The organism is Halomonas sp. NPDC076908 (assembly GCF_050269715.1).
GTDB lineage: Bacteria > Pseudomonadota > Gammaproteobacteria > Pseudomonadales > Halomonadaceae > Vreelandella.
In genome coordinates this window covers 1-17,920 of the sequence record NZ_JBNNIW010000009.1, presented here as the reverse complement: position 1 = coordinate 17,920, position 17,920 = coordinate 1, and the positions used below count along the sequence as shown (strand labels likewise).

The 17,920-nt window shown below is 50.7% G+C and carries 16 protein-coding genes and 1 pseudogene; 8 read left to right on the top strand and 9 right to left on the bottom strand.

What is annotated here, in order from left to right:
- Window positions 1–108: 108 nt before the first annotated feature.
- Window positions 109–1,293, top strand: a complete 1,185-nt coding sequence (locus tag ACQKE4_RS07060) for an NAD(P)/FAD-dependent oxidoreductase (protein WP_427387549.1) — start codon at window positions 109–111, stop codon at window positions 1,291–1,293.
- A 35-nt stretch (window positions 1,294–1,328) separates the two neighbouring features.
- On the opposite strand, the gene ACQKE4_RS07055 is transcribed toward ACQKE4_RS07060, so the two are convergent.
- The 4 genes from ACQKE4_RS07055 to ACQKE4_RS07040 all read right to left on the bottom strand — a co-directional run bounded on the left by ACQKE4_RS07055 (window position 1,329) and on the right by ACQKE4_RS07040 (window position 3,451).
- Window positions 1,329–1,628, bottom strand: a complete 300-nt coding sequence (locus ACQKE4_RS07055; RefSeq protein ID WP_427387548.1) for a YqjK family protein — start codon at window positions 1,626–1,628, stop codon at window positions 1,329–1,331.
- The gene (locus ACQKE4_RS07050; RefSeq protein ID WP_427387547.1) at window positions 1,603–2,007 is read right to left on the bottom strand and encodes a phage holin family protein; all 405 of its coding nucleotides are present in this window, start codon (window positions 2,005–2,007) and stop codon (window positions 1,603–1,605) included. The genes ACQKE4_RS07055 and ACQKE4_RS07050 overlap by 26 nt, the downstream gene beginning before the upstream one ends.
- Entirely contained in the window at window positions 2,007–2,339 is a 333-nt protein-coding gene (locus ACQKE4_RS07045) for a DUF883 family protein (protein ID WP_427387546.1), read from the bottom strand. The genes ACQKE4_RS07050 and ACQKE4_RS07045 overlap by 1 nt, the downstream gene beginning before the upstream one ends.
- Before the next feature lie 80 nt (window positions 2,340–2,419).
- Entirely contained in the window at window positions 2,420–3,451 is a 1,032-nt protein-coding gene (locus ACQKE4_RS07040) for a phospholipase A (RefSeq protein WP_427387654.1), read from the bottom strand.
- A gap of 162 nt (window positions 3,452–3,613) precedes the next feature.
- Between ACQKE4_RS07040 and mscK the strand changes: the two genes are divergently transcribed.
- Window positions 3,614–6,964, top strand: coding sequence for a mechanosensitive channel MscK (mscK, locus tag ACQKE4_RS07035; RefSeq protein WP_427387545.1), 3,351 nt, complete (start codon window positions 3,614–3,616; stop codon window positions 6,962–6,964).
- Here mscK and ACQKE4_RS07030 read toward each other — a convergent pair.
- From ACQKE4_RS07030 to ACQKE4_RS07015, 4 genes and pseudogenes are all read right to left on the bottom strand, one after another.
- Complete coding sequence (locus ACQKE4_RS07030; protein WP_427387544.1) at window positions 6,961–7,719, bottom strand: TlyA family RNA methyltransferase; 759 nt, start codon at window positions 7,717–7,719, stop codon at window positions 6,961–6,963. The two genes, mscK and ACQKE4_RS07030, sit on opposite strands and share 4 nt — an antisense overlap.
- 28 nt (window positions 7,720–7,747) lie before the next feature.
- Window positions 7,748–9,793, bottom strand: coding sequence for a hypothetical protein (locus ACQKE4_RS07025; RefSeq protein ID WP_427387543.1), 2,046 nt, complete (start codon window positions 9,791–9,793; stop codon window positions 7,748–7,750).
- Window positions 9,794–9,823: 30 nt separating this feature from the next.
- On the bottom strand, window positions 9,824–10,027 hold the full coding sequence (locus ACQKE4_RS07020) for a hypothetical protein (protein WP_427387542.1): 204 nt from the start codon (window positions 10,025–10,027) through the stop codon (window positions 9,824–9,826).
- Window positions 10,005–10,199 (bottom strand): annotated as a pseudogene (locus ACQKE4_RS07015) (carboxylate--amine ligase); the annotation flags it as partial. The gene ACQKE4_RS07020 and the pseudogene ACQKE4_RS07015, both read right to left, overlap by 23 nt.
- Before the next feature lie 194 nt (window positions 10,200–10,393).
- Here ACQKE4_RS07015 and ACQKE4_RS07010 point away from each other — a divergent pair.
- The 3 genes from ACQKE4_RS07010 to ACQKE4_RS07000 all read left to right on the top strand — a co-directional run bounded on the left by ACQKE4_RS07010 (window position 10,394) and on the right by ACQKE4_RS07000 (window position 12,130).
- Window positions 10,394–10,723 (top strand): DUF1820 family protein, encoded by a 330-nt coding sequence (locus tag ACQKE4_RS07010; protein WP_427387541.1) that lies wholly within the window; start codon window positions 10,394–10,396, stop codon window positions 10,721–10,723.
- An 86-nt stretch (window positions 10,724–10,809) separates the two neighbouring features.
- Window positions 10,810–11,445 carry a TIGR04211 family SH3 domain-containing protein gene (locus tag ACQKE4_RS07005; RefSeq protein WP_427387540.1) on the top strand — a complete coding sequence of 212 codons (636 nt, stop codon included), beginning with the start codon at window positions 10,810–10,812 and terminating at the stop codon, window positions 11,443–11,445.
- A gap of 52 nt (window positions 11,446–11,497) precedes the next feature.
- Window positions 11,498–12,130, top strand: coding sequence for a thiopurine S-methyltransferase (locus tag ACQKE4_RS07000; protein ID WP_427387539.1), 633 nt, complete (start codon window positions 11,498–11,500; stop codon window positions 12,128–12,130).
- A gap of 66 nt (window positions 12,131–12,196) precedes the next feature.
- Here ACQKE4_RS07000 and ACQKE4_RS06995 read toward each other — a convergent pair whose 3' ends face one another.
- On the bottom strand, window positions 12,197–12,790 hold the full coding sequence (locus tag ACQKE4_RS06995) for a YajG family lipoprotein (protein WP_427387538.1): 594 nt from the start codon (window positions 12,788–12,790) through the stop codon (window positions 12,197–12,199).
- Window positions 12,791–13,053: 263 nt separating this feature from the next.
- Between ACQKE4_RS06995 and ACQKE4_RS06990 the strand changes: the two genes are divergently transcribed.
- From ACQKE4_RS06990 to ACQKE4_RS06980, 3 genes are read left to right on the top strand one after another with little or no spacing between them, the layout of a single operon-like run.
- The gene (locus tag ACQKE4_RS06990; protein WP_427387537.1) at window positions 13,054–15,897 is read left to right on the top strand and encodes an SNF2-related protein; all 2,844 of its coding nucleotides are present in this window, start codon (window positions 13,054–13,056) and stop codon (window positions 15,895–15,897) included.
- Between the two features lie 19 nt (window positions 15,898–15,916).
- Window positions 15,917–17,164 (top strand): RNA-binding domain-containing protein, encoded by a 1,248-nt coding sequence (locus ACQKE4_RS06985; RefSeq protein ID WP_427387536.1) that lies wholly within the window; start codon window positions 15,917–15,919, stop codon window positions 17,162–17,164.
- A 48-nt stretch (window positions 17,165–17,212) separates the two neighbouring features.
- Entirely contained in the window at window positions 17,213–17,818 is a 606-nt protein-coding gene (locus ACQKE4_RS06980; RefSeq protein WP_427387535.1) for a hypothetical protein, read from the top strand.
- Window positions 17,819–17,920: the final 102 nt, after the last annotated feature.

Sequence of the window (17,920 nt, the reverse complement as noted above, 5' to 3'; positions counted from 1 at the left end):
ACAAATTGTTTTTTAATATATAACATTTTCGCGCGCTGTCCCTGTTAAAATGCCACCCTTTTACGGCGGAAGCAGCCCTCATGAGTCATCAATTATGAGCAGTTCATTATGACCTATGACGTAGTGATCATTGGTGCCGGTGCCGCAGGCTTAATGTGCGCAGCTTCTGCGGGTTATGCCGACAAGCGAGTCTTAGTGCTTGATCATGCTAACAAAGCAGGCAAAAAGATTCTGATGTCTGGCGGCGGCCGCTGCAACTTTACCAATCTTGGGACGACGCCACAGCACTTTTACTCGTCAAACCCTTACTTTTGTATTTCCGCGCTCAAAAGGTACCGCCCCGAGCACTTTGTTGAGTTGGTCGAAAGGCATGGTGTGGAGCACATCGAAAAAACGCCTGGACAGCTGTTTTGTGCAACCTCCGCCAAGGAAATAGTCCGCACGTTACTGACTGAATGTGAGTGGGCCGGCGCTGAAATAGCGCTAAATACCCAAATAACAAGAGTAGAACAGCGCGGTAATGCGATGCAGCTCTCTACTTCGATGGGAAAAATTGATGCTGGTGTCGTGGTGGTCGCTACAGGAGGCCTTTCCATTCCCACCATGGGAGCGACGGGGTTTGGCTATGATATCGCTCGGCAATTTGGTTTAGAGGTGCTAGCTACGCGCCCCGGTCTAGTGCCTTTTACTCTCAGTGACTCTTGGAAAACGCGTGCCGCTGAGCTCTCTGGTTTGAGCGTGCCCATCTCGGTAAGCGCTGGTGAACGCCGTTTTGTCGAGCCAATGCTATTTACTCACCGGGGCTTATCGGGTCCTGCGATGTTGCAAATATCCAGCGTGTGGCAGCCAGGGGAGCACATTACGATTGATTTGCTGCCCAATGAAAAGGTGGCTGAATCGCTGCGTGAAGCACGGCAAATAACCCCCAAACGTCAGCTTTCCACTTGGCTTGCCGAGCGCTTCCCCAAGCGATTGGCTCAAGCACTGCTGGAATGGTATCCCGATCATGATCCCGCGCGCCCACTGGCACAATATGCCAATCAAACGTTGGATGAATGGGCGTTACGACTCAATGCATGGCAGCTTAAACCAGCGGGTACCGAAGGCTGGCGTACGGCGGAAGTCACCATGGGAGGCGTTAATACCGACGAGATATCGTCAAAGACGTTTGAAGTTAACGGTATGCCGCAGTTGCGTTTTATCGGCGAGGTCTTAGATGTAACAGGGGAATTGGGGGGGTATAATTTTCAATGGGCGTGGGCCAGTGGGGTTGCCTGCGGGCAATCCTGCTAAACTACCCCCACTAGCATAAAACAAAAGCTTTGAAATTAAGTAGCCATTTTGGCTAATAATTTAAGCTTTTTGAAAAGCATGTAGCCAGCAAGTGCTTTTCTACCTGCTGCCATAGCGCTGCCGGGGTGGCGCATCAAACTGAATGCGGCGATACCGCCCGCTGCATAAAGCGGTAATTTGAAGCTTTGCCAACTTCTATCCAGCGGGAGCGCAGCTTGCTGCAGATATTCACTGTCAACCAGAATATCCACACGCTGTTGCTCAAGTTCAGCTAGTAGAAGCGCTTTACGCTCAGCACGACTTAACGGCTTAGCGGTGTTTTCGGATGGTTTCATCACTAGGCTCCTCAAGCAGTGCTCTGTCAGCGGAAAGCTGTTTGAGTGTCTCTTTCAATAGGGAGTGACGCTTCGACTGACGAATGGCCATGACCGCAAGCAATAAACTTGCGCCTATTAAAATACCTGCACTAATGCCAATCGCCGTTAAACGGTAGGTATCCCAAAACAGAACCACAACCAACGCTGTCAGCGTAGCAATACCTAATAAAAGCAGTAATAGGCTTGCACCGGCAAGTAGCATCAATGTGACTAAGCGGGCACGTTCTTCTTCTAATTCAAACACCGCCAAACGCAGGCGGGTTTCGCTATTAGCTATCAGCGATTTCAGCAGGCGTTTGACGGCAGAGAAGACGCGCTGGGTTGGACCCAAAGCCATTAGCGACGACCGAGCAGCATACCCACAACTAGACCTGCTGCTGCTCCAATACCAATGCTTGTCCAAGGATTATCGTGGACATAACGGTCACAAGCGTCAGCTTGGTGAGTGAGTGAGTCACGGGTTTCGTCATAAATGCGTTCACCACGTGCCTCAAGACGAGCGCGGGTATCTTTTAAACGGCGCTCGGCACGGCTACGAAGATCGTTCATTTCACCACTTGCATCCTTCGCTGTGGCGTTGACCAATTCTTCAACAGTTTCGCTTAAATGGCGCAGGTCATCTTTAAGTTGATCTGCTTGCGAAAAGTAGGGGGACGGACGTTTAGCCATGGTGTCTTCCTTTGACGAATAATGAATAAAATTACAGCTACTAGCATAGCAGCCACATGATAAGAGACAAGTATTTACCCCTATCGGTTCAGCCCCGTTGCACTAAATAAGGGATTTAAACTAAAGCCGATGCTGAGGCGGTGTACGCGATGGTCATAATCAATCATGCTCTCGCCGTACCCGTAGTAGTACTGTACATGGGCACGTAGGGTATTAAAGGCGGGCCAGCTGTAATCGATCTGGGAGCCTATGTTGCCCGCGCTGGGGTTACCGCGTAATTGACCGCTAACTTCATGATTGTTGTTTAAGCGTTTTGCTAAGCGAACGTCACCATAGCCCATAAAGCGCTCGATATCGGGATTGTCATCTTCCGATTCAGATTCAGGTATCCGCCAATGAGGGGCTAGTGTTAATGCCCAGTCTCCACTCTGAAAAGTACTTTCCAGGTAAACCCGATTCCAACTGCGTGAGAGTGGAGACGAACGACCATTAGATTGATGGTTAAGGGAGATGCGATTGCGGGTATTTACCCAGCCAAGCGCCCCCCAAGCATTATCGAAATCGATGAACACTTCAGGCTCGTAATTGGTTTCTCGGAAGGGCGAAGAGGCATCCGTATTGTACGCTTGCCACCAGCTACGCTGGGTGTAGCCAAAATAGACATCGCCATAGTCACCAAATAGTTCTTCAGCGAGATTGACCTTGGCGCTAAATTGGAACTTTAGCTCCGCATTATTTGCTGATGAATCTTCAGAAATATTACGGAAGCTTTCACGATTCTGGTTGCTGTTGTAGCTCACCGGAAACAGATAGTTTGTGTGGTGCGTGGTGATAGAAAAGGGATTACGCGTCGACTCCTGTTCAAGCTGACGCCGATCACTTAAGTCTTCACGAGCCGCTTCTTCTGGCAGTAGTTCAAACGGCAGATCAAGCGAAGCGTCTGCTGGGCTTTCAACCTGCTGTAACTGCTGACGCAACTGATAAAGCTCCGCATCAAGGGCGCGGATTCGTGCTTCAATCTCTTGCTGTGTCTCAGCGAGGGCATTCGCGCTGAGTGTCGTAAGGCTGAGCAAGACGATAAATTTCGAGAACGGTAGTTTTCGGGTGACCATCAAGGTGACTCGCAAAATAAATGAAGTGGCAAATGCCAGCGTTGTTTCTATCACGCCACCCACGGAAGTCAACACCTCTGATTGCACTAACTACCAGAACGCCTGACAATACCAAATAATCCGTATGTGCGGAGCTGTCGATGTCAACGAGGCATAAGTAACGTGGTGAAATGCGCCTTTAAATGGGTAGTAATGAGTTTGTTTACCCTGCTTATTATTAGCATTGCTGTTAACTCTGCTTATGCTAATACGCTTGACCGTGTTCCTGACCAGGCTGAACTAACATCACGCCTCGCTCAGCTTGAAGCAGTAGAAGGCGGTTTAACGGCTCAACAGACCAGCGACAAAGAAGCCTTAGAGGCAGCGCTGGATGCCTATGAACGATTAATTTCTGTCAGTGAGCGGTTAGCCGCTTTGGAAACCAGGGTTGAGCAAGCGCCGGAGATTCTAACCCGTTTACAGCGCGAGCTAAACGAAGCGGAAGAGGCTGCGCAGCAACTTTCAATCGCTGATTTGAGTGACCGGCCACTCGATGAGCTAGAAACGTTGCAAACCGATGCAGTGGTCGAGCTCCAGCAGTTGCAAAGCCAACTGGCAGAAGTGAATTCACAATTGCTTGCTGCCCAAACGCTTCCTGAGCGCGCCCAACAATCCATCGCAGAGTCGCTACAGCGAGCAGAGAGTTTACGCCGACAGCACGATGAGCGCGAGGCTTTGTTAGCAGATCGCCAGCTCTCCGCACTTAATGATGCGCGATTGATTCAGTGGCGCCTTGAGCGAGTGCTGGCCGACCGTGAAGTAAGTTTCTTTCAGCGTGAACTGAGCGCTAATAGCCGTCTGCGCGAGCTATCCCAGCAGCGGCGCGATGTACTGTTGTTACAGATCGATTATCAAGAACAGCAGCTCAGCATACTGCAAGGGGTGATTGATCGTCAGCGCCGCTTAGCCTCTGAACAAGCGATTGCCGATGCCGCTAGAGACGATCCGTTAATTGCTGCAGGGCACCCTGTCGTATTGCAAGCGCAACAAACCAATCAGACATTAAGCCTTGAACTACTGCGTGCCACGGATCGTGCTAACAGTATTGTTAGGGAGAATATCGAAGCTCAGCGGCAGTTAGAGCATGTACGCCAGCTGCAGCGAAGCCTCAACGAGCAGATTGATGCCATACGCGGTAGCCAGTTACTGTCGCGTATTCTGCGAGAACAGCGCCAATCGTTGCCTTCAGTCGTCCCAAGGCGAGATTTACAAGATGAAATTGCTGATCTGCGCTTAAAGCAGTTTGATTTGGTACGCCAGCGTGATTTGCTCCGTCAAAGCGAACAGTTTGCCGCTTCGCGTTTACAGGAGGCCGGTATTGAAGCAACCCCCGGGCTAGTGGATTCACTATCGCGGCTTTATCAATCCCGTCGTGAGCTGGTAGAGCAGTTAGAGCAATCCTACGGTAGCTTGTTGAGCGCTGCCATTGAGCTACAGCTGAATCAACAGCAGCTACTGCTAACCACTAGTGAGTTGCGTGAAACGATAGATGAACAGCTTTTTTGGGTTGCGAATAGCCGGCCCCTGGACTTTAACTGGCTGCGCCACTTGCCCGCTAATCTACTGCTAGAGTGGCAAGAGGGTGAGTGGCGAGCGGTGTTGCCAACGCGTTGGCAGGGCGGTTCATGGGACATGTTAAAGGGCGCGCCTTTTATACTGGTAAGCTTATCGTTAATCGCGTTAAGACGTAGAATTAAGACACGCTTAGCCGATCTACATTCTCAAATTGGTCGGCTAAAAAGCGACACTCAGCTGCATACCCCCAAAGCAGTGCTGTTAAATGCGCTGCTGGCGCTCTCAGGACCATTAGCCGTTACAGGCATTGGCGTGGGCCTGTTAACCACCTCCGGACCACTAGGGAGTAGCGTTGCTCCTGCGCTGCTTCAGTTAGCGCTAAGTTGGGCAGTAGTAGCGTGGGTTCGTCGGCTGCTGGTGCATGATGGGGTGGCCGAGCGCCACTTTACCTGGTCGCCTAGATATACCGCTCGTCTGCGTCAATTACTGGGAGGTTTGGGTGTTGCTCTCATTCCAGTGATTGGCATTGCCGCCATGTCGGAGCAAATGGAAACCCCGCTGGCGCTTCGTCCTGTCGCTCTGGGCTTATTTTCGTTTGGCCTGATCGCAATGAGCTGGTGGTTGGCGCAGCTGATATTGGCGCACATTCCGGTGTTTGGGGTGCGGTTGTTCCGCTTAATGCTGGGCCTCGCGATGGCATCGGTGCCGCTTATGCTGTTAGGGCTAGTCGCCTGGGGGTATGAATACACCGCGCTGCGCTTGGTGGGCAGGTTTGCTATCACCCTTTACATTCTCGGGCTGTGGGTAGTTGTGGAAGCCACCCTGGTTAGAAGCTTAGCGGTAGCCGCAAGACGACTGGCGTATCGGCGTGCGCTCGCTCGCCGACGTGCTCAGGTGCAGGAAGGGACCGAGGGGGGACTTGAGGTAGTAGAAGAGCCGCCACTGGATATGGAAAAGATTAACAGCCAGTCCATGCGCCTCTCTAAGCTGATTGTACTGATTGGTTTCAGTGTGCTGCTTTACCTAGTGTGGTCGGATTTACTCTCGGTGCTCGGCTATTTAGACAACGTATCGCTCTGGGATGCCCAGGAGGGCGATTTAGTTAATGATGTCTTGTCGATCTCTGATGTATTTACCGCGCTGCTGGTTGTAGGCATTACCGTTATCATGGCGGGCAATTTGCCAGGTCTGCTGGAGGTGATGGTGCTATCTCGGCTGACATTGAAACAGGGCAGTGCCTACGCGATTAGCTCACTGCTCTCCTATATTATTGTTGGCACCGGGATAGTGATGGGGCTAGCAACGCTTGGTGTGTCGTGGGATAAGCTGCAGTGGTTAGTGGCCGCTTTAAGTGTGGGGTTGGGGTTTGGTTTACAGGAAATCTTTGCCAATTTTATATCCGGGTTGATCATCCTGTTTGAGCGCCCAATTCGTATTGGCGATACCATTACTATCGGCAACCTGCATGGCACCGTTAGTCGCATCCGCATCCGCGCGACCACGGTCACCGACTTTGATCGTAAAGAGATCATTATCCCCAACAAAACATTCGTGACTGACCAACTGATTAACTGGTCGCTGTCAGATAACGTCACTCGCGTCGTGCTGACTTATGGTGTCGCGCATGGCTCAGATATGCCGAAGGTGCATCAGTTGCTGCGTCAGGCAGCGGATGAAAACCCCCGCGTGCTCAGCGACCCAGAGCCCCAGGTGTTCTGCTTAAGCTATGGCCAACATAGCCTCAATTTTGAGCTGCGTATTTTCGTCAATGACCTTGTCGATCGTCTCTTTGCGGCAGATGAAGTCAACTGTCGTGTCGATGAGCTGTTTCGCGAGGCCGGCGTGCGCATAGCGTATGAACAAATGGACGTATGGCTACACCCCGATAACGGCGACTCGGTAAAAATACAGTCGGCTAAGCCGCTGACGCCACCGCTATCCTCGCCTGGGGAGACTTAAACCTTAGTGATGGCATGGAGAAGAAACTCTCTATTTCCATCGCTCCCGGTGATAGGGCTTTCCTGCCAATGTTGAATAATCAGCCCGCATTCGTCACAGGCGCGTCGAATGCTGGCTTCAACGTCTGCAAAAAGCCTGGCATCGCGTACCACGCCCCGTTTATCCAAAGCGCCAGGATTTAGTTCAAATTGAGGTTTAACCAGTGAAATCAGTTGGCCGCCCGGTGGTAGCAGAACGGCAATTTCGGGCAGAATCAGCGTTTGCGATATAAACGAGACATCCATTACCGCGACGTTAATGGGCTTGGCGGCAAGCACACTGTTGAGCGCCTCTGAGCTACTCATAGCGCGGGCATTTAAGCCTTCCAAGCAAGTAACGTGCGGGTTGCCTCGCAGCTCGGCAGCAAGCTGCCCATGACCCACTTCAACCCCCACCACATGCTGCGCGCCAAAACGTAACGCACAGTCGGTGAAACCACCGGTAGATTGGCCAATATCGAGCACAACGCAATCGTCAAAGCGTAGTTCAAGCGTTTTAAGTACGGCTTCCAACTTCAATCCTGCTCGGGATACATAGCGCTCTTCTGGGTCATCTTCAACACGAAAGCGCGTATTTTCTGGCCATTTTTCAGAGGCTTTGTTTAACAGGTTGCCACTATTCGCTAAGCGCACTCTTCCATGGCGGATGAGGCGCTGTGCGCGGGTACGAGAGCTGGCCAGCCCTTGGCTGACCAGTAGTTGATCAAGTCGTATCATGAGTATGGGTGTTATTCGCTAATCAGGCCTATGACATTTCATCAGGAGGCGCGTTGGGACCTTGATCTGCTTGCAGCTCAATAGGCGGTATGCGTGTCGCTCCCCAGCTACGGTGTAAGTAGTATTTAACATTTTCCAGCTCCTCACTAGTGACTGCCGCCACTTCTCCGTGTTCAAGCGGATCATAATGATAAATGTAGAGACGCGATACGAAGCGCTCAAAAGGTAGTGATGCTTCACCAAAGCGCTCACCGTTGCCCGACGTACTTACGATAACGCCATCTCCCCAATCCTGGCCGCTGTCATTGTTAGGGTTGTAGAAATAAACGCGCATGACTTCAGAGGGATCAAGAGATGCTCGCAAAATCGTTATCGCATGCCAGCCAATAAATCGCGCTGCGCTATCGGTCACGGCAACGCCCGCAGGCTGCGGATGGATCAACGGCTGGTTGCCATTGTAGTAAGGGTGGTAACAGGCATAGAAATGTCGCACAAAATTGTCGACATCGCTCAGTTGCCCGGTAGCCACATCGACATTGATGCGAAAGCCACGTCCTGACCACCAGCCGTGAAATTCGGGATTAACCCAGCGATGTGGATCGCCTTCACGCCCTATGCAGCGTCGGCCCATTTCCGCATAAATACGGTCAAGATGGGGCACTACGATTAGCGAAACAGGGTCAAGATCCATCGGCAGCTCAGTGGCAACCCCTGATACGCTCTCCATTGACGAGATGGGTTGTCCTTCAAAATGCATAATAATTTCGTCATCACGTGCCGCCCATGCCACCATTTGCAGCAGGTAGTCGGGGTCGTTATACGCCCACATGGAAAGCGCCCGTGCCGATTGGCAGGTCGGGTTATTGCCTTGGCCAACACCCAAGGGCAGCCCCAACATACAAAGTACGCCTTCAATTAAGCGTGCACGGGGAGAAACACTGTCGCCATAGGCCACGCTAAGTCGCGACTGCGCCCACTCAGAAAGCGTTAAATTGAGCTGCCGCCACATGGCTGGCGCGACCGGAGGCTCATAGAGAATGCCGCGCTCAAGCATCAGTGCAAGGCCATAGACCGCTTGACAGGTGGCAGGGTAAACGCCGCCACGTATAAGCGCTTGAACTAACTCGCGATAGCAGAGTAGGCAGTCACGTCCAGTGGACGACAGGCCCATTGCCTCGGCAAGTAAGTGATCGCCCTCTTCAAGTAAGTGGCGTAACAGTACGGCGTGATAAGGTGATGCTAAGCCTGTGTCATGCATCGCTCGCGCAAAGCCCGTGGATTCAGCTTGAAGGGCTGCTTGATCCATATGCTCTAAGCGTTCGCGATAAACATCCACACCTGGGTCTTCTCGGCAAGCTTGGGTGGGGCCGTACAGTGAACTGACGAGCCTATCCGCACCTTGGCCGCTAGCGCCAAGATCAATTGCTGGGTTCGCCTGGCAAAGCGCAATCTGAGTGATCATCTGCTTGATAGCATCCACTTGGATTGGGCGCTGTTTTAAAATGCGCCAAATCTCATCGATTAGCTGATCAACAATATGTTCGTAACCAATTCGCTCAGCGAGATGCTGGAAAAGCTGGCGCGGAATGGTGGCTAGTCGCCCCTGGGTTTCGCGCTCCGCCTCGCTGGGCGGCAAGAAAAGCAGCCATAGATTAATCGCCATCACCTGGGTGAGGTAATGGTGGGCATGATCTGCTGAGACTAGAGGGTGTTCGTAATCGCTCTTAGCGACAGCGAGAAGCCTGAGTTCACTTAATGCTTCAATGACAACCACATTGGCATCGGCACTTTTCAGTGCGAAGGTAGTTAGCGTGGGCACTAAGAACTGAGGGGTTTCCCAATCAGAACCTAAAAAAACACCGGCGTCTTCGAACGCTTGCGCGCGCGCCTCCAGTGCTTCACAACCGCCATCCTGAAGAAGTACTCGCCGCGCAGTGTCCATTACGCGCGGTAGTTTGGCGGCCTTTGAGAAAGCGGGCGCCTGCATTAGCAGGCGCACGGCATCATCAAATTTGCTCAATAGTCCATTGAGCTTGCTATCTTCTTGAGAAGACGTCTCTTGATCTGTCTTCACGGTGACTCCTTATCCCAGCATCAGCGAGGATTATACATAGAAGTCGAGGTCTTCTTGGCGTTTTAGCAGATCGCGAATCGTATGCGCATCCTCACCTTTGAAGTAGATCAGACCCCAATGGGTACCAAATGCGGTGCGTTTGGTAACGGTTTCTTCTACGGGCGAGGTTAGCTCATGAGACTCAAAGTAGGGGTGATCTTCGGTCTCTTCAGGCGATTTCCATGGAGCGATCATTAAGGCGCTCGAAATTCCAAGGTACATAGGGGATATCATGTTTTTGGCAATACTCTTCCGCCCAATCAGGTGCAACGACTATGTAGCGGCGGTCAAAATTTTCTGCCCCTTCAATCGCATTGAGGCTCCAGCCTAATAAGGCGATATAGCCCTTATTTGGATCCTTTTGCATGTTGATGACTCCTACTTGGTGTGTGAACAGAATTGCCAAATTACTCGCCCCACCATACACGAGGGGGCGTATGCCCGGCTAATGTGCGCATTATCCGTAGCGCTAACGCAGGGTTAGCTAAAGGCGTACGAGCGTGGTTATGGTAAGCTAGGCGGTTCAACTTCATGTACAAATGGCAAGAGGAATAGGCCAAGATGGCGGCCAAGCCGATCTACCGTGTGGTGGTTCACCAGCAGGGTGAAATATGGGATTTATACGTCAGAGAGATCTTTCAAAGCGAACTCTGGGGCTTTATTGAGGTCGAGGAGTTTGTCTTTGACGATGCTTCACGGGTAGTCGTTGACCCTGCGACTGAAAAATTGCAGCGAACCTTCGAAGGCGTTAAGCGTAGCTACCTGCCGTTAAACGCCATTGTGCGTATTGACGAGGTAGAGCGTGAGGGCCCATTGAAGGCGGTTAAAACCGATGCTCGGGTAGCGGAGTTTCCCCGTCCCTTTCCGTTGCCACCGCGCGGAGAAGGGTAAGTGTATGAGACAAACGCACCGCTAAGTTAGGCGATAAACGTTGTTGGCTCGTCCGCCTTGCAGCGTTTTAATTAGGACATCATGTTATGCACGTAAATAGAGTTCGTTTTCGATATTACGCCGCTGCGGCTGGCGTGTTGTTAAGTGTGGCAAGTATGGAGGTTGATGCGCAGTCGGGTAACCAAGCTTGGGTGACCGATGAGCTCAGCACTTACGTGCGTAGCGGCCCGACAGATGGCTACCGCATCATCGGCACGTTAAATGCCGGTGAGCAGGTGGATGTGCTGGAAACCAGCGGCAACTACAGCCGGGTACGCAATAGTGAAGGTAATGCTGTCTGGGTGTTGAGCGACGAGCTTCAACAAACGCCCAGCGCGGTTGAGCAGCTACCGGCATTGGAAGAGCAGGTCGAAGAGTTAACCGCTGAACTTGATGGCATCAACGAGGCATGGGAGCAGCGTGTTTCATCGATGACTGAGACGCTAGAAGTTCGCGAGCGCCGCATTGCAGAGCTTGAAGCAAGCAATCAAGAGCTCGATAGTCAGGCTGAGCAATCGCGTCAGCAGGTAAGGGCACTTCAAGCGCGCCTGGAGACCCAGGAAGAAGATCTCTTGATGCGCTACTTCATGTATGGCGGCGGCGTTGCTGGGGCTGGCCTATTAGTGGGTCTGATTGTGCCGCACCTTCCGCGCCGGCGTAAAAAGCGTGACCGCTGGTTCTAACATGCTGTTATGCATAACAGGTTGGCGCGATCAATAGCGAGGCTGGCGAACAATGAGTGATCAATGGCGCAAGCGTTGGCAAGAGGGGCGTATCGGCTTTCACCTGCAGCAGGCGCACCCGGCACTGCTGCGTCATTGGGATGCGCTAGGTATTGCTCCACGCACTAAAGTGCTTGTGCCGTTATGCGGTAAAAGTCTTGATATGCGCTGGTTAGCGGATGCGGGCTATCCTGTTCTTGGTATTGAGTTTGCCCCTGAGGCGATTGAACAGTTTTTAGCTCAGCGTAGTACGTCGGTCTCACGCTATCGTCAGGCAGGATTTGATATTTTCCGTCAAGGCAGTGTGGAATTGTGGTGCGGGGATTTTTTTCATCTGCATATACAGCAGGCCGCTGAAATTGGTGCCTTTTATGACCGGGCCTCGTTGATTGCACTGCCGCCAGCCACACGTCAGCGCTACGCGTTTCATTTGGCTCAGTTAGTACCGCCGGGTGCTAAAGGCTTGCTGATTAGCTTAGCCCATACTGAAGGCAAGGCGGGGCCACCTTACAGCGTGCCTAGCAGTGAGATTGAAAGGCTTTTCTCACCCAACTTTGCACTTACCTTTCTGGAACAGGGTAGCCCTGATGAGCGCGGCAGAACTGAAAGCGTTTGGGGGCTGGAGCGACGCGGACCGCGCCTATAGTGCCTTATAGGTCAAAGGCGCGGTCCGTATTGTTGGCGTCAGATAAAGAGCGTGCCGTAATCGGTGTTAGCGCGCCAACAAGCGGCCTAACTCAGGATCACTAAATGCGCGGTTCATAGCATCGCTGAGTAGGTCGCTTAACATACGTGTATTGCTGTCTGAACCGGGGCGAACAGCATAACCCTGGGTACGACGTGATGTATAAGTGCCGGTGTACGTCGTGCCTTTATTTTGCGCAATAGCACGCAATACGCCTTCTAGGCGCGCCTCATCGACCATCGGTTGACCGCTGTCGCCACGACCATAATTTAAGCTAGCGAGTTCCAGTGTTAGGCTTGGGCGCCCCTGGGCCTGCTCCGTAGTTGGGCTAAAGCCCATGTCACGTACTGCGCGCTCCGCTTCTTCCTGCAAACGCGGGATCAGCTCATGACTACTCACCGTAATGTGGGCTGTCGACATGCCACCACCCGCGCGGTTGCCAATAATATCGCTTTCACGGCCATCTTGGGCAATGACAGTCACCTGTTGACCAGACCCCACCTGCGGCACAGCCGCGCTGCGCTCAGGGCTGAGCTGTAAATATTGTGGGCTAGCACAACCGGCTAGCCAAGCGCTGGCCAACAGTACACCTGAAACTCGTAAAAAATGACGCCGAAGCATATGTTAAATCCTTTTCTAACGGTGATGCCCAAGGGGATCTTTGTTATATAGAATGCCAGTATAACGCCTAGTGCATTGAGGAGTAAGATTTGGCAACACTGATTGTGAAGAATTGTTTCTTAGAATGAAGAGCACATCAGTTGTAGCCAAATGATAACCTAATGCTCAATCACTATGGTTTGCTGAGACTCAAATGAGTAGCAAACTAAACACTTTGTGAGCAAGATTCCCACCTAACCCAATTTTAGCTATTACAAGGATGGATGATGTTCACTCGCCATCAAAGCGCTTACTTTGCCCACTGGTTGACACAGTCCGGTAAGATTGAGAATCAAATCTCACGAGCTATGGCGTCAGCACGTGTCGATATGAATCCGCACCAGATTGATGCAGCCTGCTTTGCATTAAAATCACCTTTAGAAAAAGGGGTGTTGCTGGCGGATGAGGTTGGGTTAGGTAAAACCATCGAAGCTAGCTTGGTGATGGCTCAGAAATGGGCTGAAGCCAAGCGTCATATTCTTTTGGTCGTTCCTGCATCGCTGCGCAAGCAGTGGAATCAAGAGCTGCAGGATAAGTTTGAGCTTCCATCGGTCATTATCGATGGCAAGGTAGCTGTAGAACTTAAAAAAGAGGGGATCAATAACCCGTTTGATCATCAAGATAAAATCGTCATCTGCTCATATGAATATGCTTCGCGCCAGAAAGATGCTATCCGTTTGGTAAGCTGGAATTTGGTAGTGTTTGACGAGGCCCACAAACTTCGCAATCTCTATCAAAAAAAGGGTAGTAAGCGTGCGCGTTCGTTGGTGGAAGCAACCGAATTTGCCGATAGCCGTGTGCTGCTATCCGCTACCCCGATTCAAAATAACCTGATGGAATTGTATGGCCTGAGTCAGGTAATTGACCCTCATTTTTTTGGTGATGAGAAATCATTTCGATCCCTTTATGTTAATCGTCAGAAGAACGATAAGGCGCTTGAAGACTTAAAACAGCGTATCCGTCCGCTCACCCACCGAACGTTAAGGCGGCAGGTTCAGGAAGAGGGTGGTATCAACTTCACTAACCGCTATTCCATTACACAGGACTTTACACCGCTGCCTGCTGAGTGGGAGCTATACCAAGACCTCTCGCACTATCTTCAACAGCCCAATAATCAGGCGATTAATTTCCGTGCTCGCCACTTGGTAAGCATGGGTCTGCGTAAAATATTGGCTTCATCCTCTTTCGCCGTTGCCGAAACGCTTAAGGGTATGATTGAGCGATTAGAAGCGCAGAAATTACTGAACGAAGACGCTTTATCAGACATTGAAGAGATAGATGATTGGCTGGAAACGCGGCAAAACGACAGTAATGATGATGCTTTTAGTGAGCAACCAGCGTACTCAAATGATGCGCTTCACCAAGAAATAGCCAAGCTTAAGGAGTTTCGGGATCTAGCTCAAAGTATCACCTCTAATGCCAAAGGGCAGGCCTTGCTAACGATGCTTGAGAAGGCATTGGCGATGACAGAAAACCTTGGCGGGCAACGCAAAGCGGTAGTATTTACCGAGTCCTGCCGTACACAGCAATACTTACAAGCGCTGTTAGAAGAAAATGGCTATCAGGGCCGGACGGTATTACTAAACGGTTCCAATAATGACCCTCGCTCTAAAGCGATTTACCAGGAATGGCTCCAAAATCATAAGGGATCTGCACGCGTCAGTGGCTCCAAAGCTTCAGATATGAAGGCAGCCCTGGTTGACCGTTTTCGCAGTGACAAAGCTGATATCCTCATTTCCACTGAAGCGGGCGGAGAAGGTATCAACCTTCAGTTCTGCTCGGTTTTGATTAATTACGATTTGCCTTGGAACCCGCAGAAAGTAGAGCAACGCATCGGTCGCGTACATCGCTATGGGCAGAAGAACGATGTGGTAGTTGCCAATTTTGTCAATCGTAAAAACCCGGCTGACCGTCGTGTGTTTCAACTACTTAATGAAAAGCTAAAGCTCTTCGAAGGCGTTTTTGGTGCGTCAGACGAGGTTCTGGGTGCGATTGAAGGTAATATCGATATTGAAAAGCGTATCTACGAAATCTACCAAAAGTGCCGTACTGACCTAGAGATTGAGTACGAGTTTGACCAGCTCCAAAAAACGCTGGAAGAGACCCTTGTAGTCAGAGAAACCGCTGCTCGAGAGACGCTGTTGAATAACTTTGATCGGGATGTTGTATCGACACTTAAAACCCGCAGGGATCAGAGTAATGACTTTCTTCAGGAATATGAGCAGGTACTGATGGACTTGGCAAGAGCTGAACTTCCTGCCGCCGTATTTAATACTAACCATTTTTATCTAAATGGTCAGCGTTATGATTTAAGCTGGCCACTGGCTGAAGAAAATAATTCAGAATTTTTCCGCTTGCAGGCTAATGAACATTTTTTGGCATGGGAGCTAGTGCATAGAGCCAAATCCTACTCTCTGGAACCTACGCATCTGACGTTTCATTATGATCAATTGCAAGGACAGTTTGCAGCGCTGAAGGACTACATCGGTCAGTCTGGAGTTTTGACCTCCTTTGAGCTCCGCTTCTCTTATAATCGCGGTAAGACGCAGAATACTCGGCTGATTGTGTTAGCACAGACAGATGACGGTCAGCGGTTGAGCTTAGAAAATAGCGATCACCTGTTGTATATCCCTGCCTCCGAGCAAGCACTTTCCGGCCCATTACACCCGGGGTTATTTGATGATTGGCGTACGCAAATCGTTGAAGAGGCACAGGCACAAACTGAAGAAGAGCTAGATAGCTATTTAGAGCAAGAGTCTGAAAAACTTGAACGTTGGGCACAGGATCGTCGTAAAGCGTTGATGGCGACAGTTGAAGAGCTGGATGAGCAAATTCGTATGTACAAGAAAGAAGCCCGGCAGTTGGCGTCCACGGTAGAGAAAATCCAGGCAAAAAAAGCGTTGCGTAAACTAGAGCGAAAGCGGGATGACGCTCTGGCAGAGTATCACCAGTCGAAAAAACAGATTGAACAGGAAGAGGATCGCTTGCTGGATGAGGTAAGTGAAAAGCTTGAACTGACCCTCGATATTAAAGAGCTGTTCACTGCACGCTGGACACTTAAACACTAAGCTTCTGCGGGATTGCAACATGGATCGGGAAAAGCTCGTTAAAGACCTGTTATTTCATATTCGCCTTGGCGAAGATTCCAGTATTGAATTCAAAGCCATTACCTATGATGGGGATCGTCCTAAAGATCCTAACCGAGATAAAATGGCTCATGAAATTGCTGCCTTTGCCAATGGTCAAGGTGGTCGAATTATTCTTGGCGTTATAGATCGTACCCGAGAAGTGGTAGGTATTGATGACGAAAAAGTGGCCAAAACAGAAGAGTGGATCGTCAATATAAGTCAAAACAGCATCGTTCCACCTGTCCGCATAGACACCCATCTAGTTCAACTGCCTAACCAGCAAGGTGATCTTAAAACGGTCATTTGCGTTGATATTTCTCGCAGCATTTCAGTGCATCAGAGTGCTGGACGCTACTACCAGCGAGTAGGCTCGACCAAGCAAGAAATGAAACCCGAAGTGCTGGCGCGCTTATTTCAGCAGCGCTCCCAGGCGAGGCTAATACGGTTTGATGAATCATTGGTTCCCGGCACGGCTCTGAGTAATGTTGATAAGACATTGAAGCAGCGTTTTCTCAAGTCAGACACATCGGAGCGGGAGCAGCTTTTTAAGCTGCATCTCACTGCTCGGGACGACTACGACGAAGGTTTGTCCGTGTGCGGTGTTTTGCTACTCACTTCAGATCCTACGCAGTGGCTTAACAACGCCTATGTGCAGTGCGTATTTTATAGCGGCACTGAACGTGATGCCCAAGATCAGTTGGATGCTCAGGATTACAGCGGGCCGGTTGATCAACAGATCAATGGTGCAGTGGATTTCGTGAAGCGCAATTTGCGAGTAGCTGCTAAGAAAGAGCTGGGGCGTATTGATATTCCTCAATACGACCTTGGCGCTGTATTTGAAGCGGTTGTGAATGCCATTGCCCACCGTGACTATTCCATGACTGGTCGGCGTATTCGCCTGCATATGTTTGCAGACCGGCTGGAGCTCTTCAGTCCCGGCCAGCTCTCCAACAGTCTTACCATCGATGGTTTAATGGAAAACACAGTTACCCGTAATGAAGCGTTGGTTAACTTGTTAAGCCGCTATTACCAAGCGAGAGAAGAAGCAGGCCGCCAAGCACTGATTGAGCGGAGGGGGGAAGGTGTCCCCAAAATTATTAACCGCAGCCGCGAATTAAGTGGCGTTGAGCCAACATACCGCATGGTTGATGATAGCGAACTGCTGTTAACAATTTACGCTGCGAGTAAAGATATCCATACAGACTGATGCTGCAACGCATTGGAAATTAAATATTATTAGGGTTTATATTGTCGTATGAGCAACCAGAATACCCGCTTAGCAGGCGAATCCTTGGATATAACCCAGCAGCGTCGCATTGAGCTCAAACAGCTTTTCCCCAGTGCTTTTACCGAAACCCGTAATGATAAAGGGGAAGTCGTTGAGTCGCTTGATTTTGAGCGTTTAAAAGCTGAGTTAGGCGAGTTAACAGATATTTATGACAACCGCCGCGAACGGTATGGTATGGATTGGCCGGGAAAACGCGACTGCCTGCGGTTGATCCAGCAGCCTTCAACCGCCACTCTTAAGCCTTGCCGGGAAGAGTCGGTGGATTTTGATACCACTGAAAATTTATTCATCGAAGGCGATAATCTTGAGGTGCTAAAGCTTCTGCAAAAAGACTACTACGGCAGTATCAAGATGATCTATATCGACCCGCCCTACAATACTGGTAAAGAATTTATTTATCCAGATAACTTCAGCGAAAGCCTGGACACCTACCTACAGTACGCTGGTTTAAAAGATAGTGAAGGACGAACTTTCTCAACGAATACCGCGAATGAAGGCCGCTTTCATACCCCTGAATCCGTGAGACCGGCCCCCGGAAGCACTTCTAACCCACTGACCTGCATGGCAATATAGCCATTACCGCCATTCACCCAGACAGTGCCATGCCCAACATAAAGTTCCGCGCCAGTCGCCGCACCCTCACCAGCCACGCCGGGCTGTCCATCATCGGGCAAT